Genomic DNA, 21299 nt, shown 5'->3' on the forward strand with positions numbered 1-21299 from the left:
TCCATTCCGGCATCTGCCGGCATGCCTGTGTCTACGATCACACCCTGCTAGAGTGCAATCAAGGGGAAAAAACACAGACGCTCTGTGCATTGATGCACACACAAGGAAGGTCACGCGTGGACTCGAGACGGTTGCCCAGCCCCGACGACCTCCTCATCCTGCTGACCGTGGCGCGCCTGGGCCGGTTCAACGCAGTGGCCGAAACCCTGGGCACCACCCACACCACTATTTCCCGCCGCATCCTGGCCCTGGACAAACAACTGGGCGGCCGGACCCTGGAACGCAGCCCGCACGGCTGGGAGTTGACGCAGCTCGGCGCAGCCGCTGTCGCGGCGGCGGAAACAATCGAGGACACGATTGGCTCCCTCTCGGGCCTGATCAGCCAGGACCAGAGCACCCTGGCCGGTTTGGTGCGCGTCGCCACCACCGACGGAGTGGGAGCCGTGTTCGTCACCCCGTCGCTGGTGCGGCTCCAGCAGCAGAACCCGCAGCTGAACGTCGAAATGCTGAGCGCCACCCGGAAAGTCAGCCAGAACCGGTCAGGCGTGGACCTTGAAATCGTGGTGGGCCGGGCCGACGTCAGCACAGCGCAGACCATCTTCCTGAGTAACTACTACCTGCGCCTCTACGCCAGCCACGGCTATGCCGCGCGGCACGGGCTGCCGGAAACGCTCGACGACGTGGGGCAGCATGCGTTCGTCTCTTACGTGGAGTCTGCACTCCAGGTGGCGGAGCTTGGGCCCCGGTGGTCATCGCAGCTTCCGACGCCCAGGACGAGCTTCCAGGCCACCAGCGTGTTCGCCCAGGTCGAAGCGGTGCGCCAGGGCGCCGGCATTGGACTGCTGCCCAACTTCATGGTGGCGGACCGTGACGACTTCGTCCCGGTCCTTGCCGGGGACTTCGAGCGCCAGCTGCCCATCTGGGCCGTTGCAAGGCCGGAGTCGCTCCGCTCGGCCCGCGTGCAGGCAGTGATCGCTGCCCTGAAGGACGAGGTGAAGGAGCGCTCGGTGCTGCTGGCCGGGTGAGCCGGCCAGCAGCGGTGACGGCGGGTTAGGTGCGGCGGGTCAGGCCTGACAGTTCAGGCCCGGAAGAGCCGCCGCACTACCTGCCCCGCTGCGAGCGCGTCCAGGCCCTCGTTGATCTCGCTGAGTGGCCGGGTGTCGGTGTGCAGCAGCTCGACCGGCAGCTTCCCTTCCCGCCAGTACGCCAGGTACTTGGGGATGTCCCGCGCGGGAACGGCGTCACCCATGTAGGAGCCCAGCAGCCGCTTGCCGGCCCCGGCGAACTGCAGGGCCGGTACCGTCAACTCTGCAGAGGGGTGGGGCAGGCCCACCGAGACCACCGCGCCACCCCTGGTGACCTGCGCCAGGCAGGACGCGATCACAGCGGCCGAGCCCACCGCTTCGATGGCGACGTCGACGCCGTCGCCGGCTGCTTCCTCAATCAGCCGCCCCGCGTCCTCCGGCGTCCCCACCGCGGTGGCCCCGGCGTCGCGGGCCAGTTGGTGCTTCCCCTGGTTGGGGTCGATGGCGATGACGCTGGCGGCCCCTGCCAGGCGGGCCGCCATCACGGCCGACAGGCCCACGGCGCCCAGGCCGAACACTGCCACGGACTGGCCGGTGCCAACTGCGGCGGTGTTGAACACTGCTCCCATTCCGGTGAGCACGGCGCAACCAAACATCGCCGCGACGGTGTCCGGGACGTCGTCGTCAATCACCACCACTGATTCCCGCGCAACCACCGCGTAATCAGCGAAGGCGGAAACGCCCAGGTGGTGGTTGATCCGCTCCCCCGCCGGCGTCCGCAACAGTGCCGGACCATGGAGCAGGTCACCGGATCCGTTCACCTCAGCTGCCCGGTGGCAAAGCGCCGGCCGGCCGGCCAGGCAGGAGCGGCACTGGCCGCAGCTGGGCACGAACACCAGAACCACATGGTCGCCCACGGACACGTCGGCCACGCCGTCCCCCACGGACACCACCCGCCCCACGGCCTCGTGTCCCAGGGCCATGGGTAGCGGCCGGACCCGGGAACCGTCCACCACGGAAAGGTCCGAATGGCACAGGCTCGAGTAGGTGATGGAAACTCCGAGCTCACCGGCTCGCGGCTCCGGCTGTTCCAGCTCCTGCACCAGCAGCGGCCGGGACTCGGCGTAGCTTTGCTTTCCCCCGGCTGCGGCCGGGGCGGGAACGGTGGAGTAGAGGACGGCGGCTTTCATGGGCCTACTTCCTGCTGGCCGCGAGCAGGTCTGCCGTGCCCTTGGCGTCGGCGGCGTCAACATCGTGCAGCGAGATGCCCCGGGTTTCCTTCAGGAAGAAGACCGCGACGGCGGTAATGGCACACGCGATGAGCAGGTACACCGCTACCGGTACAGAGGACTTGTAGGTGCCCAGGAGCGAGGCAGCGATGATCGGTGCCAGGGAACCCGCCACGATGGACGTCACCTGGTAGCCGAGCGAGACGCCGGAATACCGCATCCGGGTCGGGAACATTTCCGCCATGATGGCCGGCTGCCCGGCATACATGAAAGCGTGGAAAACCAGCCCGATCATGATGGCCGCCAGGATGACGAAGTCGTTCTTGGTGTCCATCATGGGGAAGGCGAAGAAGCCCCAGGTGGCACCCATGACGGCGCCGGCCATGTACACGGGCTTGCGGCCGAACCGGTCCGACAGCTTACCGACCACGGGGACCACCGAGAAGTGGACGGCGTGGGCAACAAGCAGCAGCAGGAGGATCCGCGTGGTGTCGGCCTGCACCACGGTCTTCAGGTACGTGATGGAGAACGTGACCACCAGGTAGTAGAGGATGTTCTCCGCGAAGCGCAGGCCCATGGCGGTGAAGACGCCGCGGGGGTACCGCCGGAACACCTCGGCTACGCCGTAGCCCTTGTGGCCGGCGTCCACTTCCTTGCGGGCCTCCAGGAAGATGGGGGCGTCGTTGACCTTGGTGCGGATGTAGTAACCGATGATGACGATGACGGCGGACAGCCAGAACGCCACGCGCCAGCCCCAGCCCAGGAACGCGTCCTGCGTCAGTGTGGAGGAGAGGACGAACAGCACGGCCGTGGCGAGCAGGTTGCCCAGCGGCACCGCCGACTGCGGCCAGCTGGCCCAGAAGCCGCGGGACTTGCTGGGGCTGTGCTCGGCGACGAGGAGTACCGCGCCGCCCCACTCCCCGCCCACGGCAAAGCCCTGGGCGAACCGGAGGAAGACCAGCAGCGTGGGCGCCCAGTAGCCGATCTGCCCGAAAGTGGGCAGGCAGCCCATGAGGAAGGTCGAGACCCCCACCAGGATGATGCTCAGCTGCAGGAGCTGCTTCCGGCCGAACTTATCTCCGAAGTGGCCAAAGACGATGCCGCCGATGGGACGGGCAACGAAACCGACGGCATAGGTAAGGAAGGCGGCGATGATGCCGTCCAGTTCGGTGCCGGCGTTGGGAAAGAAGGCCTTCCCGAACACCAGCGTGGCGGCCGATGCGTAGAGGAAGAACTCGTACCACTCCACGACCGTGCCGGCCATGGACGCCGTCACCACTTTCTTCAGGCCTGAGGCCTTGACGTCGGTTTCCTCTGTACGCCTTGCGGCGGAGCTTTCCGTACTCATGCGAACTCCTTCGGCGTCGTCGTCGACACCACGGGGACCAGTCAATGGCAGACGGATGTGATGCACACCACGAAAGCCGGATTCGATGAGTATGGTCTGCCCGCGGGGCAACCTCAACGCCGATTAGTGCAGAAGGCATCTGCAGGAATGCACATTGCCGGCTGTTCGCCGGGGGTTTAGACCAGGAAGCTGCTCCGGAGCTGGCCGCCCAGCTGCCCGATTTCGGTCAGGAATCCGTCGTGCCCAATCGGCGCCTGGATGACATGGACATCCACGTCCCCGGGCAGGGCCCGGGCCAGTTCGTGGGACTGCGCCGGGAAATAGAGCCGGTCGGAGTCGACGGCGGCCACGAAGAACCGCGCCGTGGAGGCGGCCAGGGTTTCGGCCAGGGTTCCCCGTCCCCGGCAGACATCGTGGCTCATCAGCGCCTCGGTCAGGGCGATATAGCTGTTGGCATCGAAGCGCTTCACCAGCTTGTTGCCCTGGTGGTCCAGGTAGCTTTCCACCTGGTAGCGGCCCCGGGAGGCCAACACTTCCCCCTGCAGGGGCGACTCCGGCGCCTGGGGCTCCCGGCCGAAGCGGCCTTCCAGCTCCGCGGCGGACCGGTAGGTGATGTGGGCGATCCGGCGGGCGAGGGCCAGCCCCTCCTCCGGACACGGACCGCCGTAGTAGTCTCCGCCGTTGAAGTGGGGATCCTGCCGGATGGCCAGGGTCTGCGCCTGCGCGAAGGCAATCTGCTCGGCAGTACTGGCGGCTCCCACGGAGATCACGGCGCAGCGCTGCACCCGTTCCGGGTACGTCACGGCCCATTCCAGGGCCCGTGCGCCGCCCATGGATCCGCCGAGGACTGCGAACCAGTCCTTGATGCCCAGCTGGTCCGCGAGCCGGGCTTCGGCAACGGTGCTGTCGCGCAGCGTGACCAGGGGAAACCGGGAGCCCCAGGGTTTACCGTCCGGCGCGGGCGAGGACGGGCCGGTGGATCCGTAGCAGCCGCCCACGATGTTGATGGACACCACGAAGAAGCGGTCCGTGTCCACGGGAGCTCCGGGGCCGGCCAGCTGCTCCCACCAGCCCTCTTCGTCGGTGTCGCCGCGGGTCACATGGGTACTGCCGGTCAGAGCGTGCTCGATCAGGATGGCATTGCTGGCGTCCGCGTTGAGCGTCCCCCAGGTTTCGTAGGCCAGGGTCACATCCGGGAGGTATCCCCCGGCTTCGAGTTCCAGACCCCCAATGGAGGCGTAACGGACGATTCCATGTTCAGGGATGGTGGTTCGGGCGACGGTAACCGTCATGGCAAGACCTCTTCTACGCGCTTGCCTGCCGTCGTCTGACCGGCAGGCCAGGTCCTCACCCGGGGCACCCCACCGCGGATGGAGGGTTGCCGGCCAGCAAGCCGGGGCTGTCACTGGCACTCATGACCTGGTTCGAGTGTACGAAACACCCCCCGCTCCTGGCCAAGAGTATGACTGGTTGTGACTTCCCGGCTTGCTGCGCCCCCTGCCGGCCTCCTTACTGGCGGGCCGGCATCTCTCTCATGGGGGCCGGCGTCGTTCCTTAAGCCCCTTCGGTGCCCTTGGCGGCCCGGAAGCCTGCTTCCAGGTCAGCCAGGATGTCGTCGATGTGCTCCAACCCAACGGAAAGCCGGACCAGGCCGGGGTGCACCCCGGCCACAACCTGCTGCTCCGGTGAGAGCTGGCTGTGCGTGGTCGACGCCGGATGGATGACCAGGGAGCGCACGTCGCCGATGTTGGCCACGTGCGAGTGCAGCTCCAGGGCGTCGACAAAGCGCTTGCCGGCTTCCGCGCCGCCGGCCAGGTTGAAGGCGACGACGGCGCCCGTTCCCTTGGGCCCGTACTTGCGGCCTCGCTCGTACCACGGGCTGGACGGCAGCCCCGCGTAGGCGACGGATTCGACGTCGTCCCTTGCCTCGAGCCAGCGCGCCACATCCGTGGCGTTCGCAACGTGGCGCTCCACCCGCAGGCTCAACGTCTCCAGGCCCTGGGAAATCAGGAACGCATTGAAGGGCGAGACAGCCGAGCCGAGGTCGCGCAGCAACTGCACCCGGGCCTTGAGGATGTAGGAGAGGTTGGCGCCGAGCGCGCCGCCTTCGCCAAGGTCGCGTGCATAGACCAGGCCGTTATAGGTGGGGTCCGGGGTGTTGAAGCCGGGGAACCGTTCCGGGTCCTTGCCGAAATCGAACCTGCCGGAATCGACGATGACGCCGGCGATGGCCGAGCCGTGGCCGCCCAGGTACTTGGTGGCCGAGTGGAGCACGATGTCCGCGCCCCATTCCAAGGGGCGGATCAGGTATGGGGTGGAAAGGGTGTTGTCCACGATGAGGGGCACGCCGGCCTGGTGGGCCACTTCGGAGATGCCTTCAATATCCAGGACGTCCTGGCGCGGGTTGGACACCACTTCACCGAAGAAAAGCTTGGTGTTGGGCTGCACGGCGTCGCGCCACTGGTCCAGGTTGTCAGGATCAGCCACGAAGGTCACCGAGATGCCGAACTTCTTCAAGGTGTGGGCGAACAGGTTGTAGGTTCCGCCGTAAAGGCTGGGGCTGGCCACGATATGGTCGCCTGCCTCAGCGATGTTCAGCACTGCAAAGGTCTCCGCAGCCTGCCCCGAACTCAGCAGCAATGCCGCCAGGCCGCCTTCAAGGCTGGCGATCCGTTGCTCGACGGCATCCTGGGTGGGATTGCCGATGCGCGTATAGATGGGTGCGAGTTCGGCCAGGGCGAAGCGGTTGGCCGCGCTTTCGGCGCTCGGGAACACAAATGACGTGGTCTGGTAGATAGGCAGGGCGCGGGCCCCTGTTGCGCTGTCCGCCTCCTGGCCAGCATGGATCTGGCGGGTTTCAAAAGACCAACCGTTGGACATCCAAATCTCCTTTGACATGGGCCCGGCATGCTCACCAGCAGTGCGGGCCGCGCTTGCTCCCGGCTGTTGCCGGAGAGCCAGGTCTTCACCCGGGGCACCCCACCGCGGATGGAGGGTTGCCGGCCAGCGAGCCGGGGCTTGGCGCTGGCACTCATGACCTGGGCCCAGTCTAGGAACCTGACGGTTGCCGTGGACAGCATTGTGACGAACATGGTCTTGCCCCGGGGCATTTGCACAGGGGCAAGACCACGCGAAATGCCAGTAAGGGTATCCTTAGCTGAGAGCCCGATCACAAAGTGCCAAGATGTTCGCATGCGCATGGATCACGTCTCTTACGCCTGTGAACACGATGGCCTCGCGGCCACTACCGAACGTATTGCAACTGCCCTCGGCGTTGAGGCAGTGAAGGGTGGCGTCCACCCCCGCTTCGGAACCAGGAATATGATCATCCCCCTGGCCGGCCACAAGTACCTCGAAGTCGTCGAGGTCCTGGACCACCCGGCGTCGGACAAGGCACCGTTCGGCCAGGCCGTACGTGCCCGCTCCGCTGCCGGTGGCGGCTGGATGGGCTGGTGCGTCGAAGTGGACGACCTCGCCCCCTTCGAGGAACGCCTGGGCCGCGCCGCCGTGAACGGCAACCGCAAGTTCCCGGACGGCCGCGAGCTGGTCTGGAAGCAGATTGGCATCCTGGGCCTCATCGCCGATCCCCAGGTGCCCTACATGCTCAAGTGGGAGGGCGATCCCTCTCTCCACCCGTCCCACGCGTACGAGAGCAACCTCAAAATGAGCTGCCTGACCATCGCCGGTTCCGCCTCGCGCGTTACCGAGTGGCTGGGCGAGCCCGTGGAGAAGCCGCTTGAGGACGTTGCGGTGGAGTGGGTGGCCCCGCACGGTACCCCAGGCATCCTCTCGGTCACGTTTGAGACCGCCAACGGAGCTGTCACCATCTGACCCTCCCCCGTTCCTCCCCGGACCATTTCGGGGAGGTCCCCGGCGTGTGCCCGGGCAAACTTCGGCCGCCATTGGGTGGTGACAACGGCGTCACCACCCAATGGCGGCCGAATTCATTTAATAAGGTGCCCCCTGCGCCGTTACCAGGGCGCCAGCGTGAACCGCGCCCACTTTGAATGTCAGTGCCTCGTTGGATGATGTGGGTATGGGAATCAGCGGGGGTGTTGGGGTGGTGTTGGAGGGTGTTCGTGCCTCTGTTGCTGCCCTGGATGCGCTTGATGTCGAGGATACTTCCCTGGCTGCCGGCGCCGGCATTGGTTCCGGTGTTGACGTGCTCCAGCGGCGCTACGAGATCCGGCTGGAGCGCTTGGAGGTTGCGGCGCGGCTGGAGGCGCAGCTCGCCGCGGTGAAAGCACAGGACGCTGCCGACGCCGTTGAGTTCCAGGAAGCCATGACTCCGCCGGATGCCTCGGTGCAGGACCGCACTTACGCGCAGATGTCGGTGGTGGAGGAGATCGCGGGTGTCCTGACCATCAGCTCCGCCGCAGCGGGGGCAATGGTGGAGCACTCACGCCGGATCTGCTCCCTGCCGCTGGTATCCGAGGCCCTGGCCGCCGGAGAAGTGTCGTGGCAACACGCCCGGATTGTCGCGGACGAAACCGAGGGCCTTACCCCTGAGGGCGAGGCGTTTTTGGTGGCGCATTTCTTCGACCCGGCTGCACCCCACCCCGCCCGGGGTGCCGCGCCGGGGGAGCTCGTTCCGTCACGGTTCCGGGCGAAGGTCCGGGCGTGGCGGGAACGCCACCATCCGGAATCGATCGAGAAACGCCATGCAAAGGGGGTAGCTGACCGCCGGATGGAATACACCCCTGACAAGGACGGCATGGCCTGGGTCTCCCTCTACCTCCCCGGGGACACCGCGTGCGCGATCTGGAACCGCACCACCGCCACCGCCCGCGGACTCCAGGGCCCCGACGAACCCCGCACCCTCACCCAGCTCCGGCCGGACATCGCCGCCAGCCTCCTCCTCGGCGCCGTGCAGGTGGCGGGTGAGGGTTCCGCCGGCACCGCCCCGGGCACCCAGGGCTTCACGGGGATCGGGAAGGTTCCTGCTCCGCGGGCCGATGTGCTGGTCACCGTGCCGGTGTTCGCGCTCCTCGGCCTTACCGATGAACCCGGCGTACTGGATGGTTTCGGGCCGATCCCGGCGTCCATGGCACGCAAACTTGTCGCCGACGGGGCGGACTCGTTCTACCGGGTCCTCGTCGACCCCCGGGACGGGGCACCCTTGGAGATCGGCCGCAAAAACTACCGGCTCACCGGGGCCATCAAACACTGGATCCGCATGCGCGACACCACATGCACCTTCCCCGGCTGCACCAACAAAACCCCCGACAACGAAACAGACCACCTACAAGCGTGGGAACACGGCGGCACCACCAACGTCAACAACCTCGCACAGCTCTGCCCCAAACACCACCGACTCAAACACCACAGCCAATGGACACCCGACCCGGCCACGAGCAAGGACCCGCCCGGCTGGACCTCACCCACCGGACGCCACTACAACCCCGAACGCCAGGACCCCGAACCAACCCACTGGCCGCCGGGAATCCTGCCGCTGGAGGCAATCGTGGGGCACACCGATGCGTCAGGTCCGCCCGAACGGACAGCTGGCCGTGGCAACAGTGGTCAACCCAATGACACGCCTGGACTCAGCGACGCCCCAGAACTTGCTGACACCGTTCCACTGGCTGCAGCGCCAACGTGGCGCGGGTTGCATCTGTCGGAAGATATCCCTTGGCAGCAGGTCATCGCATCGATGCCGCTGTGGCCTGATCCGCCTGTCGAAGAACCGCCAGGTGAGAACATGGTGGACCCCGGCGAGCTTTGCCCCGCTGATCCCCTGTGGGATGAGTTCCATGCAAAGTCTTTCGAGCTGCCCGCTGACCCGCAGGCGGGCTGGCAGCTGCTGCTGGGCATGTGAAGGTGGGTGGTGTTGGGCATTGCGGGAACACAACACTTGTGCCGCACAGGTAGCCACTAAGCCCCCCCTGCCAGGCCGCGGCGGCGCTAGCCCAGCCCTACGGCCTTACCGAAGAGGCTAAAGCCGACGAATGCCACAATGTCCAGCAGCGCGTGGGCGATGACCAGCGGCATGACGCGCTTGGTGCGGGTGTAGAGCCAGGCGAAGACCACCCCCATCACGGCGTTCCCAATGAAGGGACCAAAGCCCTGGTAAAGGTGGTAGCTGCCACGCAGCACGGAACTCACGGCGATGGCCAGTGGCGTGCTCCAGCCGAACTTCCCGAAGCGGTCCATCAGGTACCCCACCACAATGACTTCCTCCAGCACCGCGTGGCGCATCGCCGAGAGGATCAGGACAGGAACGGTCCACCAGTACGCGTCGAGGGCACTGGGGATGATGGCGGTGGTGATGCCGAGCGCCCGGCCGGCCGCGTAGAGCCCCAAGGACGGTATCCCGATCAGCGCGGCCAGCCCCAGACCCTGCAGCAGGTCCTTTCCGGGCCGGGCGAAGTTGAATCCCAGCTTCCGAAATGCTGAGCCGGAGTTCTGTGCGTCTCCGGCGGAAGCCTGGCGCTGGTCGGTGAGGAAATAGAGAACCAGCAGCACAGGCACCAGCGCAAAGATGATGTCGAGCAGCTGATACGTCAGATCGAAGTACTCGCGGGTGCTCTGCGAGCGGTTCAGGGTGGAGGTACCCTCGGCCAGCGGGGCGCGGGTCATCTTGTCGAGCAGCTGCACCACGGAGTAGACAGCGGACTGGCCCAGGGACAGTCCCAGGACGATCCAGACTTCGAGCCGCAGTCGACGGCGTGAGGGAACCAGCATGTTCCCATCTTGCCTTCAGTTTCTGGATCCTGCCTGACGGAACTCCCCCCAGCCTCCCGGGAGTATCAGGCAGGTGCCACGATCACTTCCGTGCCGTTGGCTTCAAAGGCTGCCTTGTCGCGCGCAGAGATCCCGGAATCGGTGATCAGGCGGGTGAAGTCGTACCCGTCCATCGTGGCAAAGGCCCGCACTCCGACTTTGGAGGAATCAGCCAGGACGTAGGACACCCGGGCGCGGGAAGCCAGCAGGGCATTGACGGAGGCCTCGCCCTCCCCCGTGTTGGTGGGTCCCACCTCCGGGTCGATACCGTTGACACCGATGAAGGCGATGTCCAGCACCACCTTCTGCATGATGATGTCCGTGTAGGGGCCCACGAGCTCATACGACCGCGGGTTGAGGATGCCGCCTGTCACCATCACCTTGATATTGGGCCGGACCGCCAACTGGCCCGCAATGTTGATGGCGTTCGTTACGACCGTGAGCGTCGGCTGGTTGGAGGGTGCATTCAGGTCCTCCCGGGTGGCCAGGATCTGTGCAAGCGCGGTGCTGGTGGTGCCTCCGCAGAGACCAATGACGGCGCCCGGCCGGATGAGGGCCGCGGCGCACTGCGCGATCTGTTCCTTCGCTTCGGCATGGTCGTCGCGGTTGTAACGTCCGGGCAGGTCATACGCCAGGGCGCCGGTGGTGGCACCGCCGCGCGTCCGCGTCAGCAGGCGGCGCTTGGCAAGGCTGTCCAGGTCGCGCCGGGCTGTGGCAGGGGAAACGTTGAGGGTGCTGACGATCTCGTCGACTTCTACCTGGCCGGTTCTGGCGAGCAGGTCCAGAATCGCTGTCAGCCGGTCGGTGCGCGTCATGCAAGCGGGCCTTTCGATACATCAGCCACCGCTTCGGGATGACGTTTCCTGATTCTAACCATACGGAAAAGATCAGGAACAATCATACAGCAGGAGACGTGCTAACGCCCGCGCACTCCGGCCCGCCACACAGCGTACGTCAATGGCATCCCGGGACGGTAAGCGAGATGGGTCGCAGAAGGCGCATTCAGCAGGTGCAGGTCGGCCCGGTGTCCGACGGCGATGGACCCCACGGCGCGTTCACCGTCGACGTCCCGGCCGGCTTCCTTGTGCAACGCCAGCGCGCCGCCGTAGGTGGCGGCCCGGACAGCCTCGTGCACGCTCAGGCGCATCTGGAGCACGGCCGTCGTCACGCAAAAGGCCATGGAACTGGTGTACGACGTGCCGGGGTTGCAGTTGGAGGCCAACGCCACCTGCACCCCCGCGTCGAGAAGTTCGCGGGCGGGAGCCAACGGCTGGCGGGTGGAGAGGTCGCAGGCAGGAAGGCACGTGGCAACGGTGCCCCGCTGCCCGGTTCCCAAGGCCGGATCCCAGCCTGACCAGGATGCGGCCAGGGCTTTCACATCCTGCGCGGCAAGGTAGTTCACGTGGTCCACGCTGGCCGCGCCCAGCTCCACGGCAAGCTGCACGCCGGGACCCTCGCCGAGCTGGTTGCCGTGCACCCTCAGTCCCAGGCCGGCCTCGCGGCAGGCCACCAGCACACGGCGGGATTGTTCGGCATTGAAGGCGCCCTCTTCGCAGAAGACGTCGGCCCACTGGACGTACGGGCGGACCGCAGCGAGCATCGGCCCGCAGGCCAGCTCGGTGTATTCCTCCGGGTCCTGCCCGGCTGGAACCAGGTGTGCGCCGAGGTAGGTCACCTGGTCCGCGATGGTGGAGGCAATACGCGCGCTCCGGGCCTCGTGTTCGACGTCCAGGCCGTAGCCGGTCTTGGTTTCGAGGTAGGTGGTGCCCTGCGAGACTGCCTCGGCAACCCGCCCCATGGCAAGGCGGGTGAGGTCGAAGTCGGAGGTGGCCCGCGTGGCGTTCATGGTGACGGCGATGCCACCGGCAGCGTAGGCCTCCCCCGCCATCCTGGCTTCGAATTCTGCGGTGCGGTCCCCGGCGAACAGCAGGTGGCTGTGCGAGTCCACCCACCCCGGCAGCATGGCCCGGCCTCCGGCGTCGACGGCGTCATCCGCTGCCGGAGCGTCGGCCGCCGCCCCGATCCAGGAGATCCGTTCACCTTCGATGACCACCGCCGCGTCCTTCAAAACCCGGTGTTCCAGGCCCTGTGTCATCAGCTCGGTAATGTTGGTGATCAAGGTGCTCATGGGATCATTCTTCAGCGTCTGACGGACCAGCGCGTGGCTGCCAGGGCCTGCACTGTCCGGGATTCCGGACCGTCCGCAGCCCCATCGGCGGGGACAGCGCTGCCGGAAGAGCCCAACCCCGCAAGGATCTGGCCGGCGGCGAACTCCGCCAGGGCCGCCGACGTCTGGAATCCATAGCCGCCCTGGCCCGCGAGCCAGTAGAACCCGGCCGCTTCAGCATCGAACCCGGCCACCGGCACACCGTCTGCGGCTTCGGTGCGCAGGCCAGTCCAGGCCCGGCGCACACCGGTGATCCCCAGGCCGGTGAACGCATTGAGCTTCTCCACCAGGCGCTCCACATCGCCGGGATTGGGCCGGGCATCCTCGGGCCCGCTGGGCACCGTCTCCGAAGGGGAAATCAGCACGTCCTGGCCGTCGGGACGGAAATAGAACGTGTTGTCCGCCGCCGCCACCATAGGGGTGCCAGCCGGCAAGGGATGGTCGACGGCGGCAATCGCCGCAGTGCGCCGGTACGGCTGGAGGCCCAGCTTCTCGACGCCGCTGAGCACCGCCAGTTCGTCCGCCCAGGCGCCGGCCGCATTGACCACGACCGCGGCCTCAAAACCCTCAGCGCCGGCCCCCACCTGCCACCCGGAACCCAGCCGTTGTGCCGAATGCACGCGGGCACCGGTGATGATGTCGGCTCCGGCGGCGAGCGCCCGCTTGCGGTGGTCCTCCAGCAGCAGGGGTGCGTTGCAGCCAAAGGAGCCGGTATCCAGTCCGGCGGCTTCAAAGGTTCCCGGCTTCAGGGCCGGACACAGCTCGAGGGCCCGGTCCACCGTGATGGGCTGCATATGTCCGCTGGCCTCCGCGGCAACATCCTCCGCAGAGCCCACCAGCATGAAACTGCGCGGTGTCAGGACAGCTTCCGGGGCTTCCGCGTCGCGGGCCGCGAGCAGTTCGAGGGTCCGGACGGTGAGCTCCTGCACCACGGGAGGCCCGTAGCTGGGAATCAGCTGGCGGGCGGAGCGGGAGGACGTGTGGTACGCCAGCTCCTGCTCCGCCTCCACCAGCGCAACGCTGCAGCGGCCGGCGAGCGCGGACGCAAGGGACAGGCCGGCGATGCCGCCGCCCACAATCAGGACATCGTAGTGTGCTGCCATTGGTCCATCCTGACAGAGATCGCGCGTCCGGGGACCTGCGTTTCGGGGGAAATCCCGTCAGGCTGCCGCCTCGGCACGGCTGGCGACGAAGGCACGCACGCATGCTTCGACGTCGTCCGCTGAATGCGCAGCGGAGAGCTGCACCCGGATCCTGGCGGCACCGCGCGGGACCACGGGGAAGCTGAATGCTGTGACGAAGACACCGTGCTGCAGCATGCGGTCCGCCACCTTGGCTGCCATGACGGCGTCGCCGAACATGACCGGGACAATGGCGTGTTCGCCGGGGAGCAGGTCGAACCCTTCCTCGGTCATGCGGCGGCGGAACAGTTCGGCGTTCTCGAACAGGCGGCGGCGGAGGTCGGCCGAGTTCTGCACCAGGTCCAGCGCTTTGAGGGTGGCGGCCACGATGGCGGGAGCGAGGGAATTGGAGAACAGGTAGGGCCGGGCCTTCTGGCGCAGCATGGCCACGATCTCGCCGCGTCCGGAGACGTAGCCTCCGGATGCTCCGCCCAGGGCCTTGCCGAAGGTGCCGGTGTAGATGTCCACCCGGTCGGAGACGCCGGCGTGCTCGGGAGTCCCGGCCCCGGTGGCGCCCATGAAGCCCACTGCGTGGGAATCGTCCACCATGACCATGGCGCCGTACTTTTCGGCGAGGTCGCAGATGGCTTCAAGCGGGGCGAGGAAGCCGTCCATGGAGAAGACGCCGTCGGTGACGATCAGTGTCCGGCGGGCGCCCTGTGCTTCCTGCAGGCGGGCTTCGAGTTCGGCCATGTCCTGGTTGGCGTAGCGGTAGCGGCGGGCCTTGCAGAGGCGGATCCCGTCGATGATGGAGGCGTGGTTGAGCGCGTCGGAGATCACGGCATCGTCCGGTCCCAGCAGCGACTCGAAGACACCGCCGTTGGCGTCGAAGCAGCTGGAGAACAGGATGGTGTCCTCGGTGCCGAGGAACGCGGAGACCTTTGCTTCGAGTTCCAGGTGGAGGTCCTGGGTGCCGCAGATGAACCGGACGCTGGCCATGCCGAAGCCGCGTTCGTCCATGGCGGCCTTGGCGGTGCCGATGATGTCCTGGTGGTCGGCCAGGCCCAGGTAGTTGTTGGCGCAGAAGTTCAGCACGTCGGCTCCGGGGCCGCCAATCTGCCCGGCGGTGATGTGGCTGGACTGCGGTGAGCTGATGCTGCGTTCGGTCTTGTACAGTCCGGCGGTGCGGATCTCGTCCAGCTCTTCGCGCAGCTGGTCCTTGATGGAGGTGAACATGGGGTTCCTTACAGTCGGGTCCAGTCGAGGACAACTTTGCCGCCCACGCCGCTGCGGGCAATATCGAAGCCTTTTTCCCAGTCCGTGGCCGGCAGCGTGTCCGTCACCACGGCAGAGATTCCGGCGTGCAGCAGGGGGTTGGAGGAGAGCATGGCGCTCATGGCATACCAGGTTTCGTACATCTCGCGGCCGTAGATGCCCTTGAGCGTGAGCATGTGGGTGACCACCTTGCCCCAGTCGATGGTGATCTCCTGGCTGGGCAGCCCCAGCATGGCAATCCGGCCGCCGTGGTTCATGTTGTCGATCATCTCAGGCAGGGCGGAGGGGTGCCCGGACATTTCCATTCCGACGTCGAAGCCTTCGCGCATGCCCAGCTCACGCTGGGCATCGCGCACCTTGGTGGTGGAGACATCGATGGCAAGGTCGGCCCCCAGCTGCCGTGCCAGGTCCAGCCGCGGCCCGGAAACGTCCGTGATGGCAATCTTGCGTGCCCCGGCGTGGCGGGCCACGGCGATGGCCATGAGCCCGATGGGGCCAGCGCCGGTGATCAGCACGTCCTCGCCTACCAGCGGGAAGCTGAGGGCCGTGTGGACGGCGTTTCCGAAGGGGTCGAAAATGGCACCGAGTTCGGGCGTGACGGAGGAATCGTGGTGGACCCAGACGTTGGTTTCGGGGATGACGACGTACTCGGCGAAGGCACCGTCGCGCTGGACGCCCACGCTGACCGTGTGGATGCACATCTGGCGGCGTCCGGCCCGGCAGTTCCGGCACATGCCGCACACCACGTGGCCTTCGCCGGAGACCCTGTCCCCTACCTTGACCTCGCGGACGTCCTCGCCCACTTCCACCACTTCGCCGTAGAACTCGTGCCCGGCGATCAGGGGAGCTTCGATGATCCCCTGTGCCCAGGAATCCCAGGACTGGATGTGCAGGTCGGTGCCGCAGATTCCGGTGGTCATGACGCGGATCTTCACGTCGGCCGGGCCGGCTTCGGGTTCGGGCCGGTCGACGAGCTCGAAGCCGGCGTGCGGGCCGGCTTTATACAGGGCCTTCATTGGCGTCCTTTACTGCTTGGCGTTCACTCTGCGGGGTACCTCCCCATTGAAGCCCCGGCGATGCTTTAGCACAACAGGGATCTTCTCAATCGACGATGTAGCCATTGCTAATGATTAGAGTGGACGTATGGAGGTTCATCAGCTGGAAATCCTGCGGGAACTGGGCGCCCTCGGCAGCGTGAAAGCGGTGGCCGATACGCTCATGGTCACCCCGTCAGCCGTGTCGCAGCAACTGGCGCACCTGCAGCGCACCGTGGAGGTTCCGCTGACGCGCAAGGAGGGCCGGAACCTGGTGCTGACGGAGGCAGGACAGGTGCTCGCGGACGCGGGCGCCGCCGTCGTCAGCGCCATGGCCGAGGCCCGAGGCGCGCTGGGCACCTATCACGGGTCCCCCGCGGGCAGGGTGACTCTCAGTGGATTCCACAGCGCGGGGCAGGCGCTGTTCGCGCCGCTGGCCCGCATGCTGGACCGGCCGGAGCACCCGCGCATCGAACTTTCGGACGAGGATGTTGCCCAGCAGGACTTCCCGGCCCTCACCGCCCGGTACGACCTGGTGCTCGCACACCGTATGGACCACAGCCCGCGCTGGCCGGCGGAACGCGTCGCCGTGATCCCGCTGGCGCATGAGCCGCTGGATGTGGCGCTGCCGGCAGGCCACCCATTGGCCCAACAGGAGACGGTCACGGCGGACGACGTCGGCGGCGAGGCCTGGGTGACCAGCCACCCCGGCTACTCCCCCGCCGACGTCCTGTCCGCGGTAGCTGCCCTCTCCAGCCGGGAACCGAACATCATCCACCGCATCAACGACTACTCCACGGTTGCAGCGCTGGTGGCTGCCGGGGGCGTGGTGGGGCTGCTGCCCAGGTACACGGCGGGCCCGGTCCTGAACCCGGACATCGTGCTGCGGCCGCTGGAGGGCATCAGCACCCGGCGCAGGATCGACCTGCTGGCCAGGCCGGAGAACCTGAAGCGGCGCTCCGTGGTGATGGTCTGCGAGGCCCTCGAGGACATCATGGCAGGGCTGGTGCAGCACGGCTGAGCCGGCTGGTGCGTTGAAAGCTAGGAGTCCTGGCCGTCCTGGTCGCTGCCCTGCCCCATCTTGTGGCCAAGTCCTTGGCCGTGTCCCGGCGCATGGCCTGGACCCCGCCCCAACCCGCGTCCCAACCCAAGGCCGGGTCCATCGCCGGCGCCCTTCACGATCCGCGTGGCCGTGGCCTTGTCACCGTCCTTGAAGCCGGTAATGCGCACGGTGTCCCCGGCGGCGATGTCTGCGATGGTTCCGTCGGCCGGCTTAAGCCGCTTGCCGTCGTCGGACTTTCCACCGGGGCTGGGCGCTCCTCCCGGACTGGGCGTTGCACCTGGGTTGGGCGTTGCACCTGGGTTGGCGGCCGGAGGAATCGTGGTGACCTTCGTGTCGCCGTTGACCGTGTAGGTCTGGGAGAAACCGTCCCCGCTCTTGACGGTGATGGCCGAACCGCTGACCGATTCCACGGTCCCGTTCTGTTCCAGGACCGTCTGGAACGTACCGTCGGGGTTCTTGGCCACGCCCTCGCCGTGCAGGAGTTGCCCCCGCGCGGCTTTGCCCGGCTTATCAGGCCCCGGAGCGTTGCCTGGGTTGCCAGGCGCTGGTTGTGATGATGGTGAGGGTGCGGGGGTGCCGGTGGCGGACCATGCCAGCGCGGCGCCCGTCCCGGTGAGTGCCACGGCCACGGCACCGGCCAGCACCGCCTTGCGCATCCTCATAGGTTCCCGGACCACCATGGTTGTTCCTCCCGCACGCAGCCAGGGCACCTGCGCCCTGTGGGCTCCAGTGTAAGTCCGCCACCGACGCGCAGCCACGGGTAGTTTCGCTGACCGCCGGCTGAGTACTTAAAGCCAACCGGGCCGCAGTTAATGCCGTGATGAGGGCTCAAAACGGCAACAAGTGCGGCCCGGCTGGGTGGGAGTGCTAAACGGTGACGCCCAGCTTCTCCAGGATCAGTTCCTTCACGCGGCCGGCGTCGGCCTGGCCGCGGGTGGCCTTCATGACCCCGCCCACGATCGCGCCGATGGCCTGTACCTTGCCGCCGCGGATCTTGTCCGCGACGTCGGGCTGCGCGGCGAGTGCGGCGTCGATGGCTTCCAGGAGGGGCCCGTCGTCGGACACGACGGCCAGGCCGCGCTTCGCCACGATCTCCTCCGGGGTGCCCTCACCGGCGAGCACGGCGTCCAGGACCTGTGAAGCCATCTTGTTGTTGATCTTGCCCGCCTCAACCATGCGGCTCAGCTCCACCACGGTGGCAGCCTCAACGCCCAGCTGGCCGGGGTCCACGTCGGCGGCCTTGGCACGGCCCACGATCTCACCCATCCACCATTTGCGGGCCACGGAAGCCGTGGCGCCGGCGGCGATGGTTTCCTCGATCTCGTCCAGGACGCCGGCGTTGACAACGTCGCGGAATTCGAGGTCGGAGTAGCCCCAGTCGGCCTTGAGGCGCTTGCGGCGCTCGGCCGGCGGCTCGGGCAGGGTGGCGCGCAGTTCCTCCACCCATTCGCGGGAGGCCACCACGGGAACCAGGTCCGGTTCCGGGAAGTAGCGGTAGTCGTCGGCGTCGGACTTGGCGCGGCCGGACGTGGTGGTGCGGGTGTCCTCGTGCCAGTGGCGGGTCTCCTGGATCACCGGTTCGCCGGAGTCCAGGACGGCAGCGTGGCGCTGGATCTCGTAGCGGACGGCGTGTTCCACGGCGCGCAGCGAGTTCACGTTCTTGGTTTCCGAGCGGATGCCGAACCGTTCGCGGCCGTGCGGGCGGAGCGAAACGTTCGCGTCGCAGCGAACGTTGCCGCGTTCCATCTTCGCGTCGGACACGCCCAGGTTCTTCACGATCTCCCGGACGGCCGCCACGTAGGCCTTGGCCAGTTCCGGTGCACGGGAGCCTGCGCCTTCGATGGGCTTGGTGACGATTTCCACCAGCGGCACACCGGCGCGGTTGTAGTCCACCAGCGAGAAGTCGGCGCCCTGGATCCGGCCGGTGGCGCCGCCCATGTGGGTCAGCTTCCCGGCGTCCTCCTCCATGTGGGCGCGCTCGATCTCCACGCGGAATACGGTGCCGTCCTCGAGCTCAACGTCCAGGTAGCCGTCGTACGCGATGGGCTCGTCGTACTGGGACGTCTGGAAGTTCTTGGGGGTGTCCGGGTAGAAGTACTGCTTCCGGGCGAAGCGGCAGGACTCAGCGATCTTGCAGTTGAGCGCCAGGCCGATCTTGATGGAGGACTCGATGGCCGTTTTATTGACGACGGGCAGCACGCCGGGCATGCCCAGGTCCACCTCGTTGACGTTGGTGTTGGGCTCATCGCCGAAGACGTTCGGGGCGGAGGAGAACATCTTGGTCTTGGTGTTCAGCTCCACGTGGACCTCGAACCCCAGGACAGGATCGTACTTCTCCATGGCCTCTTCGAAGCTCAGGATGTCGTCAGTGCTCATTATTTTGCCTCCTGGGTTTCGAGGGTAGCGGCAGCGGCGGCGGTTTCGACAGGCTCAACCAGCGAAGGAGCCTGTGCCAGCAGGGGGCCGCCCCACTTCGCTTCGAGCAGCGATTCGAGGACCGCACCCGCCCGGTACAGGCGGGCGTCCTCGCGGGCCGGGGCCAGCAGCTGGATGCCCACGGGCAGCCCGTCCTCGTCGGCCAGCCCACCGGGCAGCGACAGGCCCGGGACGCCGGCAAGGTTGGCCGGGATGGTGGCGACGTCGTTGAGGTACATGGCCAGCGGATCGTCCAGTTTTTCCCCGAGCGGGAACGCCGTGGTGGGGGCGGTGGGCGAGATCAGGACGTCAGCCTGCGCAAAGGCGGCCTCAAAGTCCCGCTGGACCAGCGTGCGGACCTTCTGCGCGGAGCCGTAGTAGGCGTCGTAGTAGCCGGCGGACAGGGCGTAGGTGCCCAGGATGATGCGGCGCTTGACTTCGTCGCCGAAGCCGGCGGCGCGGGTGGCACCCATCACGCGTTCGATGGTCATGGGGCCCTCTTCGGGGAGGACGCGCAGGCCGTACCGGACGCCGTCGAACTTGGCCAGGTTGGAGGAGGCCTCGGACGGCATGATCAGGTAGTAGGCGCCCAGGGCGTACTGGAAGTTGGGGCAGGAGACCTCCACGATCTCCGCGCCGGCTTCCTTGAGCAGCTCCAGGGCGTCGTTGAAACGGTTTTCGACGCCGGCCTGGTAGCCCTCGCCGTGCAGTTCCTTGATGATGCCGATCCGCAGCCCCTGCACGTTACCGGTCTTCGCGGCGGCGACGAGGTCCGCCAGGGGTTCAGGCAGTGAGGTGGAGTCGCGGGGATCGTGGCCGCCGATGACCTGGTGCAGGAGGGCGGAGTCCAGGACGGTCCGGGTGACGGGGCCGATCTGGTCCAGGGAGGACGCCATGGCGATGGCGCCGTAGCGGGAAACGCTGCCGTACGTGGGCTTCACGCCAACGGTTCCGGTGACGGCACCGGGCTGGCGGATGGAGCCGCCGGTATCCGTGCCCAGGGCCAGGGGTGCCTCGAAAGCGGCGACGGCGGCAGCGGAGCCACCGCCGGAGCCGCCGGGGATCCGGTCCAGGTCCCAGGGGTTGCGGGTAGGGCCGTAGGCAGAGTGCTCCGTGGAGGAGCCCATGGCGAACTCGTCCAGGTTGGTCTTGCCCAGGATGGGCATCTTTGCGGCACGCAGGCGCTCCACCACGGTGGCGTCGTACGGGCTGTGCCAGCCTTCGAGGATCTTCGAGCCGGCAGTGGTGGGCTGGCCGATGGTGACGATGAGGTCCTTGACGGCGATGGGGACGCCGGCCAGGTAGTGCAGGGCCTTGGCTTCCGCCCCGCCGGCGGCACGGATGGCGTCCACCTCGGCGGCGACGGCGAGCGCTTCTTCGGCGTTGACGTGCAGGAAGGCGTTGACCTTCCCGTCGACGGCGGCAATGCGGTCCAGGTGGGCCTGGGTGGCTTCGACGGCGGTGACTTCGCCGGCGTGGAGTTTCTCGGCAAGCTGCGCGGCAGAGAGCCGGATCAGGGTGTCGGCGCTGGTGTTCTTGTCAGTCATGTCTATGCCTCATCCAGGATGGCCGGAACCTTGAAACGGTTGTCGTCGGAGTCCGGGGCGCCGGAGAGTGCCTGTTCCGCCGTGAAGGTGTGGCCCACGACGTCGTCGCGGAACACGTTGGTCAGCGGAATGGGGTGCGAGGTGGCCGGCACGTCGTCCCCTGCGGCCTCGCTGACGGACTTGACCGAATCCACGATGACGGCGAGTTCGCCGGCCATCCTGTCCAGCTCTTCGGCACTCATCTCGATGTGAGCGAGCCGCGCGAGGTGCGCGACGTCGTCACGGTTGATCGCAGCCATGGATCTCCCCTGCAAAGTTCGAATTGTTTTCCGATCCAGTCTAGTGCGGAAAC

At 67.0% G+C, this 21299-nt stretch carries 18 protein-coding genes and 2 riboswitches; of the genes, 4 read left to right on the plus strand and 14 right to left on the minus strand.

Annotated features, from left to right (window positions below; genetic code table 11):
- Nucleotides 1–92: 92 nt before the first annotated feature.
- Nucleotides 93–1025 (plus strand): LysR substrate-binding domain-containing protein, encoded by a 933-nt coding sequence (locus AC1DIP_RS14125; protein ID WP_476210201.1) that lies wholly within the window; start codon nt 93–95, stop codon nt 1023–1025.
- 53 nt (nt 1026–1078) lie between these two features.
- Here the strand turns inward: AC1DIP_RS14125 and AC1DIP_RS14130 are convergent, their stop codons facing one another.
- From AC1DIP_RS14130 to AC1DIP_RS14145, 4 genes are all read right to left on the minus strand, one after another.
- A complete protein-coding gene (locus AC1DIP_RS14130; protein WP_476210200.1) occupies nt 1079–2215 on the minus strand; it encodes a zinc-binding dehydrogenase in 1137 nt (378 codons plus the stop codon).
- A gap of 4 nt (nt 2216–2219) precedes the next feature.
- Nucleotides 2220–3602 (minus strand): MFS transporter, encoded by a 1383-nt coding sequence (locus AC1DIP_RS14135; protein WP_476210198.1) that lies wholly within the window; start codon nt 3600–3602, stop codon nt 2220–2222.
- A 176-nt stretch (nt 3603–3778) separates the two neighbouring features.
- On the minus strand, nt 3779–4894 hold the full coding sequence (gene metX / locus AC1DIP_RS14140) for a homoserine O-acetyltransferase MetX (protein WP_476210196.1): 1116 nt from the start codon (nt 4892–4894) through the stop codon (nt 3779–3781).
- Nucleotides 4895–4906: 12 nt separating this feature from the next.
- Nucleotides 4907–5022: riboswitch (SAM riboswitch) on the minus strand.
- A 134-nt stretch (nt 5023–5156) separates the two neighbouring features.
- Entirely contained in the window at nt 5157–6482 is a 1326-nt protein-coding gene (locus tag AC1DIP_RS14145; RefSeq protein ID WP_477734098.1) for a bifunctional o-acetylhomoserine/o-acetylserine sulfhydrylase, read from the minus strand.
- A gap of 44 nt (nt 6483–6526) precedes the next feature.
- Nucleotides 6527–6641, minus strand: a riboswitch (SAM riboswitch).
- A 159-nt stretch (nt 6642–6800) separates the two neighbouring features.
- Here AC1DIP_RS14145 and AC1DIP_RS14150 point away from each other — a divergent pair.
- On the plus strand, nt 6801–7433 hold the full coding sequence (locus AC1DIP_RS14150) for a VOC family protein (RefSeq protein ID WP_477734099.1): 633 nt from the start codon (nt 6801–6803) through the stop codon (nt 7431–7433).
- A gap of 205 nt (nt 7434–7638) precedes the next feature.
- Entirely contained in the window at nt 7639–9420 is a 1782-nt protein-coding gene (locus AC1DIP_RS14155) for an HNH endonuclease signature motif containing protein (RefSeq protein ID WP_477734100.1), read from the plus strand.
- 86 nt (nt 9421–9506) lie between these two features.
- Here AC1DIP_RS14155 and AC1DIP_RS14160 read toward each other — a convergent pair whose 3' ends face one another.
- The 6 genes from AC1DIP_RS14160 to tdh all read right to left on the minus strand — a co-directional run bounded on the left by AC1DIP_RS14160 (nt 9507) and on the right by tdh (nt 15904).
- A complete protein-coding gene (locus tag AC1DIP_RS14160) occupies nt 9507–10286 on the minus strand; it encodes a CPBP family glutamic-type intramembrane protease (protein ID WP_476210189.1) in 780 nt (259 codons plus the stop codon).
- A gap of 65 nt (nt 10287–10351) precedes the next feature.
- Nucleotides 10352–11140 carry a DeoR family transcriptional regulator gene (locus AC1DIP_RS14165; RefSeq protein WP_476210187.1) on the minus strand — a complete coding sequence of 263 codons (789 nt, stop codon included), beginning with the start codon at nt 11138–11140 and terminating at the stop codon, nt 10352–10354.
- A 101-nt stretch (nt 11141–11241) separates the two neighbouring features.
- Nucleotides 11242–12453: an imidazolonepropionase gene (gene hutI / locus AC1DIP_RS14170; protein ID WP_477734101.1), complete on the minus strand. Its 1212-nt coding sequence runs from the start codon at nt 12451–12453 to the stop codon at nt 11242–11244.
- Nucleotides 12454–12464: 11 nt separating this feature from the next.
- Nucleotides 12465–13595 carry an NAD(P)/FAD-dependent oxidoreductase gene (locus AC1DIP_RS14175; RefSeq protein ID WP_477734102.1) on the minus strand — a complete coding sequence of 377 codons (1131 nt, stop codon included), beginning with the start codon at nt 13593–13595 and terminating at the stop codon, nt 12465–12467.
- 57 nt (nt 13596–13652) lie between these two features.
- Nucleotides 13653–14849, minus strand: coding sequence for a glycine C-acetyltransferase (locus tag AC1DIP_RS14180; RefSeq protein ID WP_477734103.1), 1197 nt, complete (start codon nt 14847–14849; stop codon nt 13653–13655).
- Between the two features lie 8 nt (nt 14850–14857).
- Nucleotides 14858–15904 carry an L-threonine 3-dehydrogenase gene (gene tdh / locus AC1DIP_RS14185; RefSeq protein WP_477734104.1) on the minus strand — a complete coding sequence of 349 codons (1047 nt, stop codon included), beginning with the start codon at nt 15902–15904 and terminating at the stop codon, nt 14858–14860.
- 127 nt (nt 15905–16031) lie between these two features.
- Here tdh and AC1DIP_RS14190 point away from each other — a divergent pair, with 127 nt between their 5' ends.
- Entirely contained in the window at nt 16032–16943 is a 912-nt protein-coding gene (locus AC1DIP_RS14190) for a LysR substrate-binding domain-containing protein (protein ID WP_476210180.1), read from the plus strand.
- Nucleotides 16944–16963: 20 nt separating this feature from the next.
- On the opposite strand, the gene AC1DIP_RS14195 is transcribed toward AC1DIP_RS14190, so the two are convergent.
- The 4 genes from AC1DIP_RS14195 to gatC all read right to left on the minus strand — a co-directional run bounded on the left by AC1DIP_RS14195 (nt 16964) and on the right by gatC (nt 21246).
- Nucleotides 16964–17665 carry a hypothetical protein gene (locus AC1DIP_RS14195; protein ID WP_477734105.1) on the minus strand — a complete coding sequence of 234 codons (702 nt, stop codon included), beginning with the start codon at nt 17663–17665 and terminating at the stop codon, nt 16964–16966.
- Between the two features lie 187 nt (nt 17666–17852).
- Complete coding sequence (gene gatB, locus AC1DIP_RS14200; RefSeq protein WP_477734106.1) at nt 17853–19361, minus strand: Asp-tRNA(Asn)/Glu-tRNA(Gln) amidotransferase subunit GatB; 1509 nt, start codon at nt 19359–19361, stop codon at nt 17853–17855.
- The gene (gene gatA, locus AC1DIP_RS14205; RefSeq protein ID WP_477734107.1) at nt 19361–20947 is read right to left on the minus strand and encodes an Asp-tRNA(Asn)/Glu-tRNA(Gln) amidotransferase subunit GatA; all 1587 of its coding nucleotides are present in this window, start codon (nt 20945–20947) and stop codon (nt 19361–19363) included. The genes gatB and gatA overlap by 1 nt, the downstream gene beginning before the upstream one ends.
- 2 nt (nt 20948–20949) lie before the next feature.
- Nucleotides 20950–21246, minus strand: coding sequence for an Asp-tRNA(Asn)/Glu-tRNA(Gln) amidotransferase subunit GatC (gatC, locus tag AC1DIP_RS14210; protein ID WP_018763018.1), 297 nt, complete (start codon nt 21244–21246; stop codon nt 20950–20952).
- Between the last annotated feature and the right edge of the window lie 53 nt (nt 21247–21299).

Source organism: Pseudarthrobacter sp. 05T312, assembly GCF_056396685.1.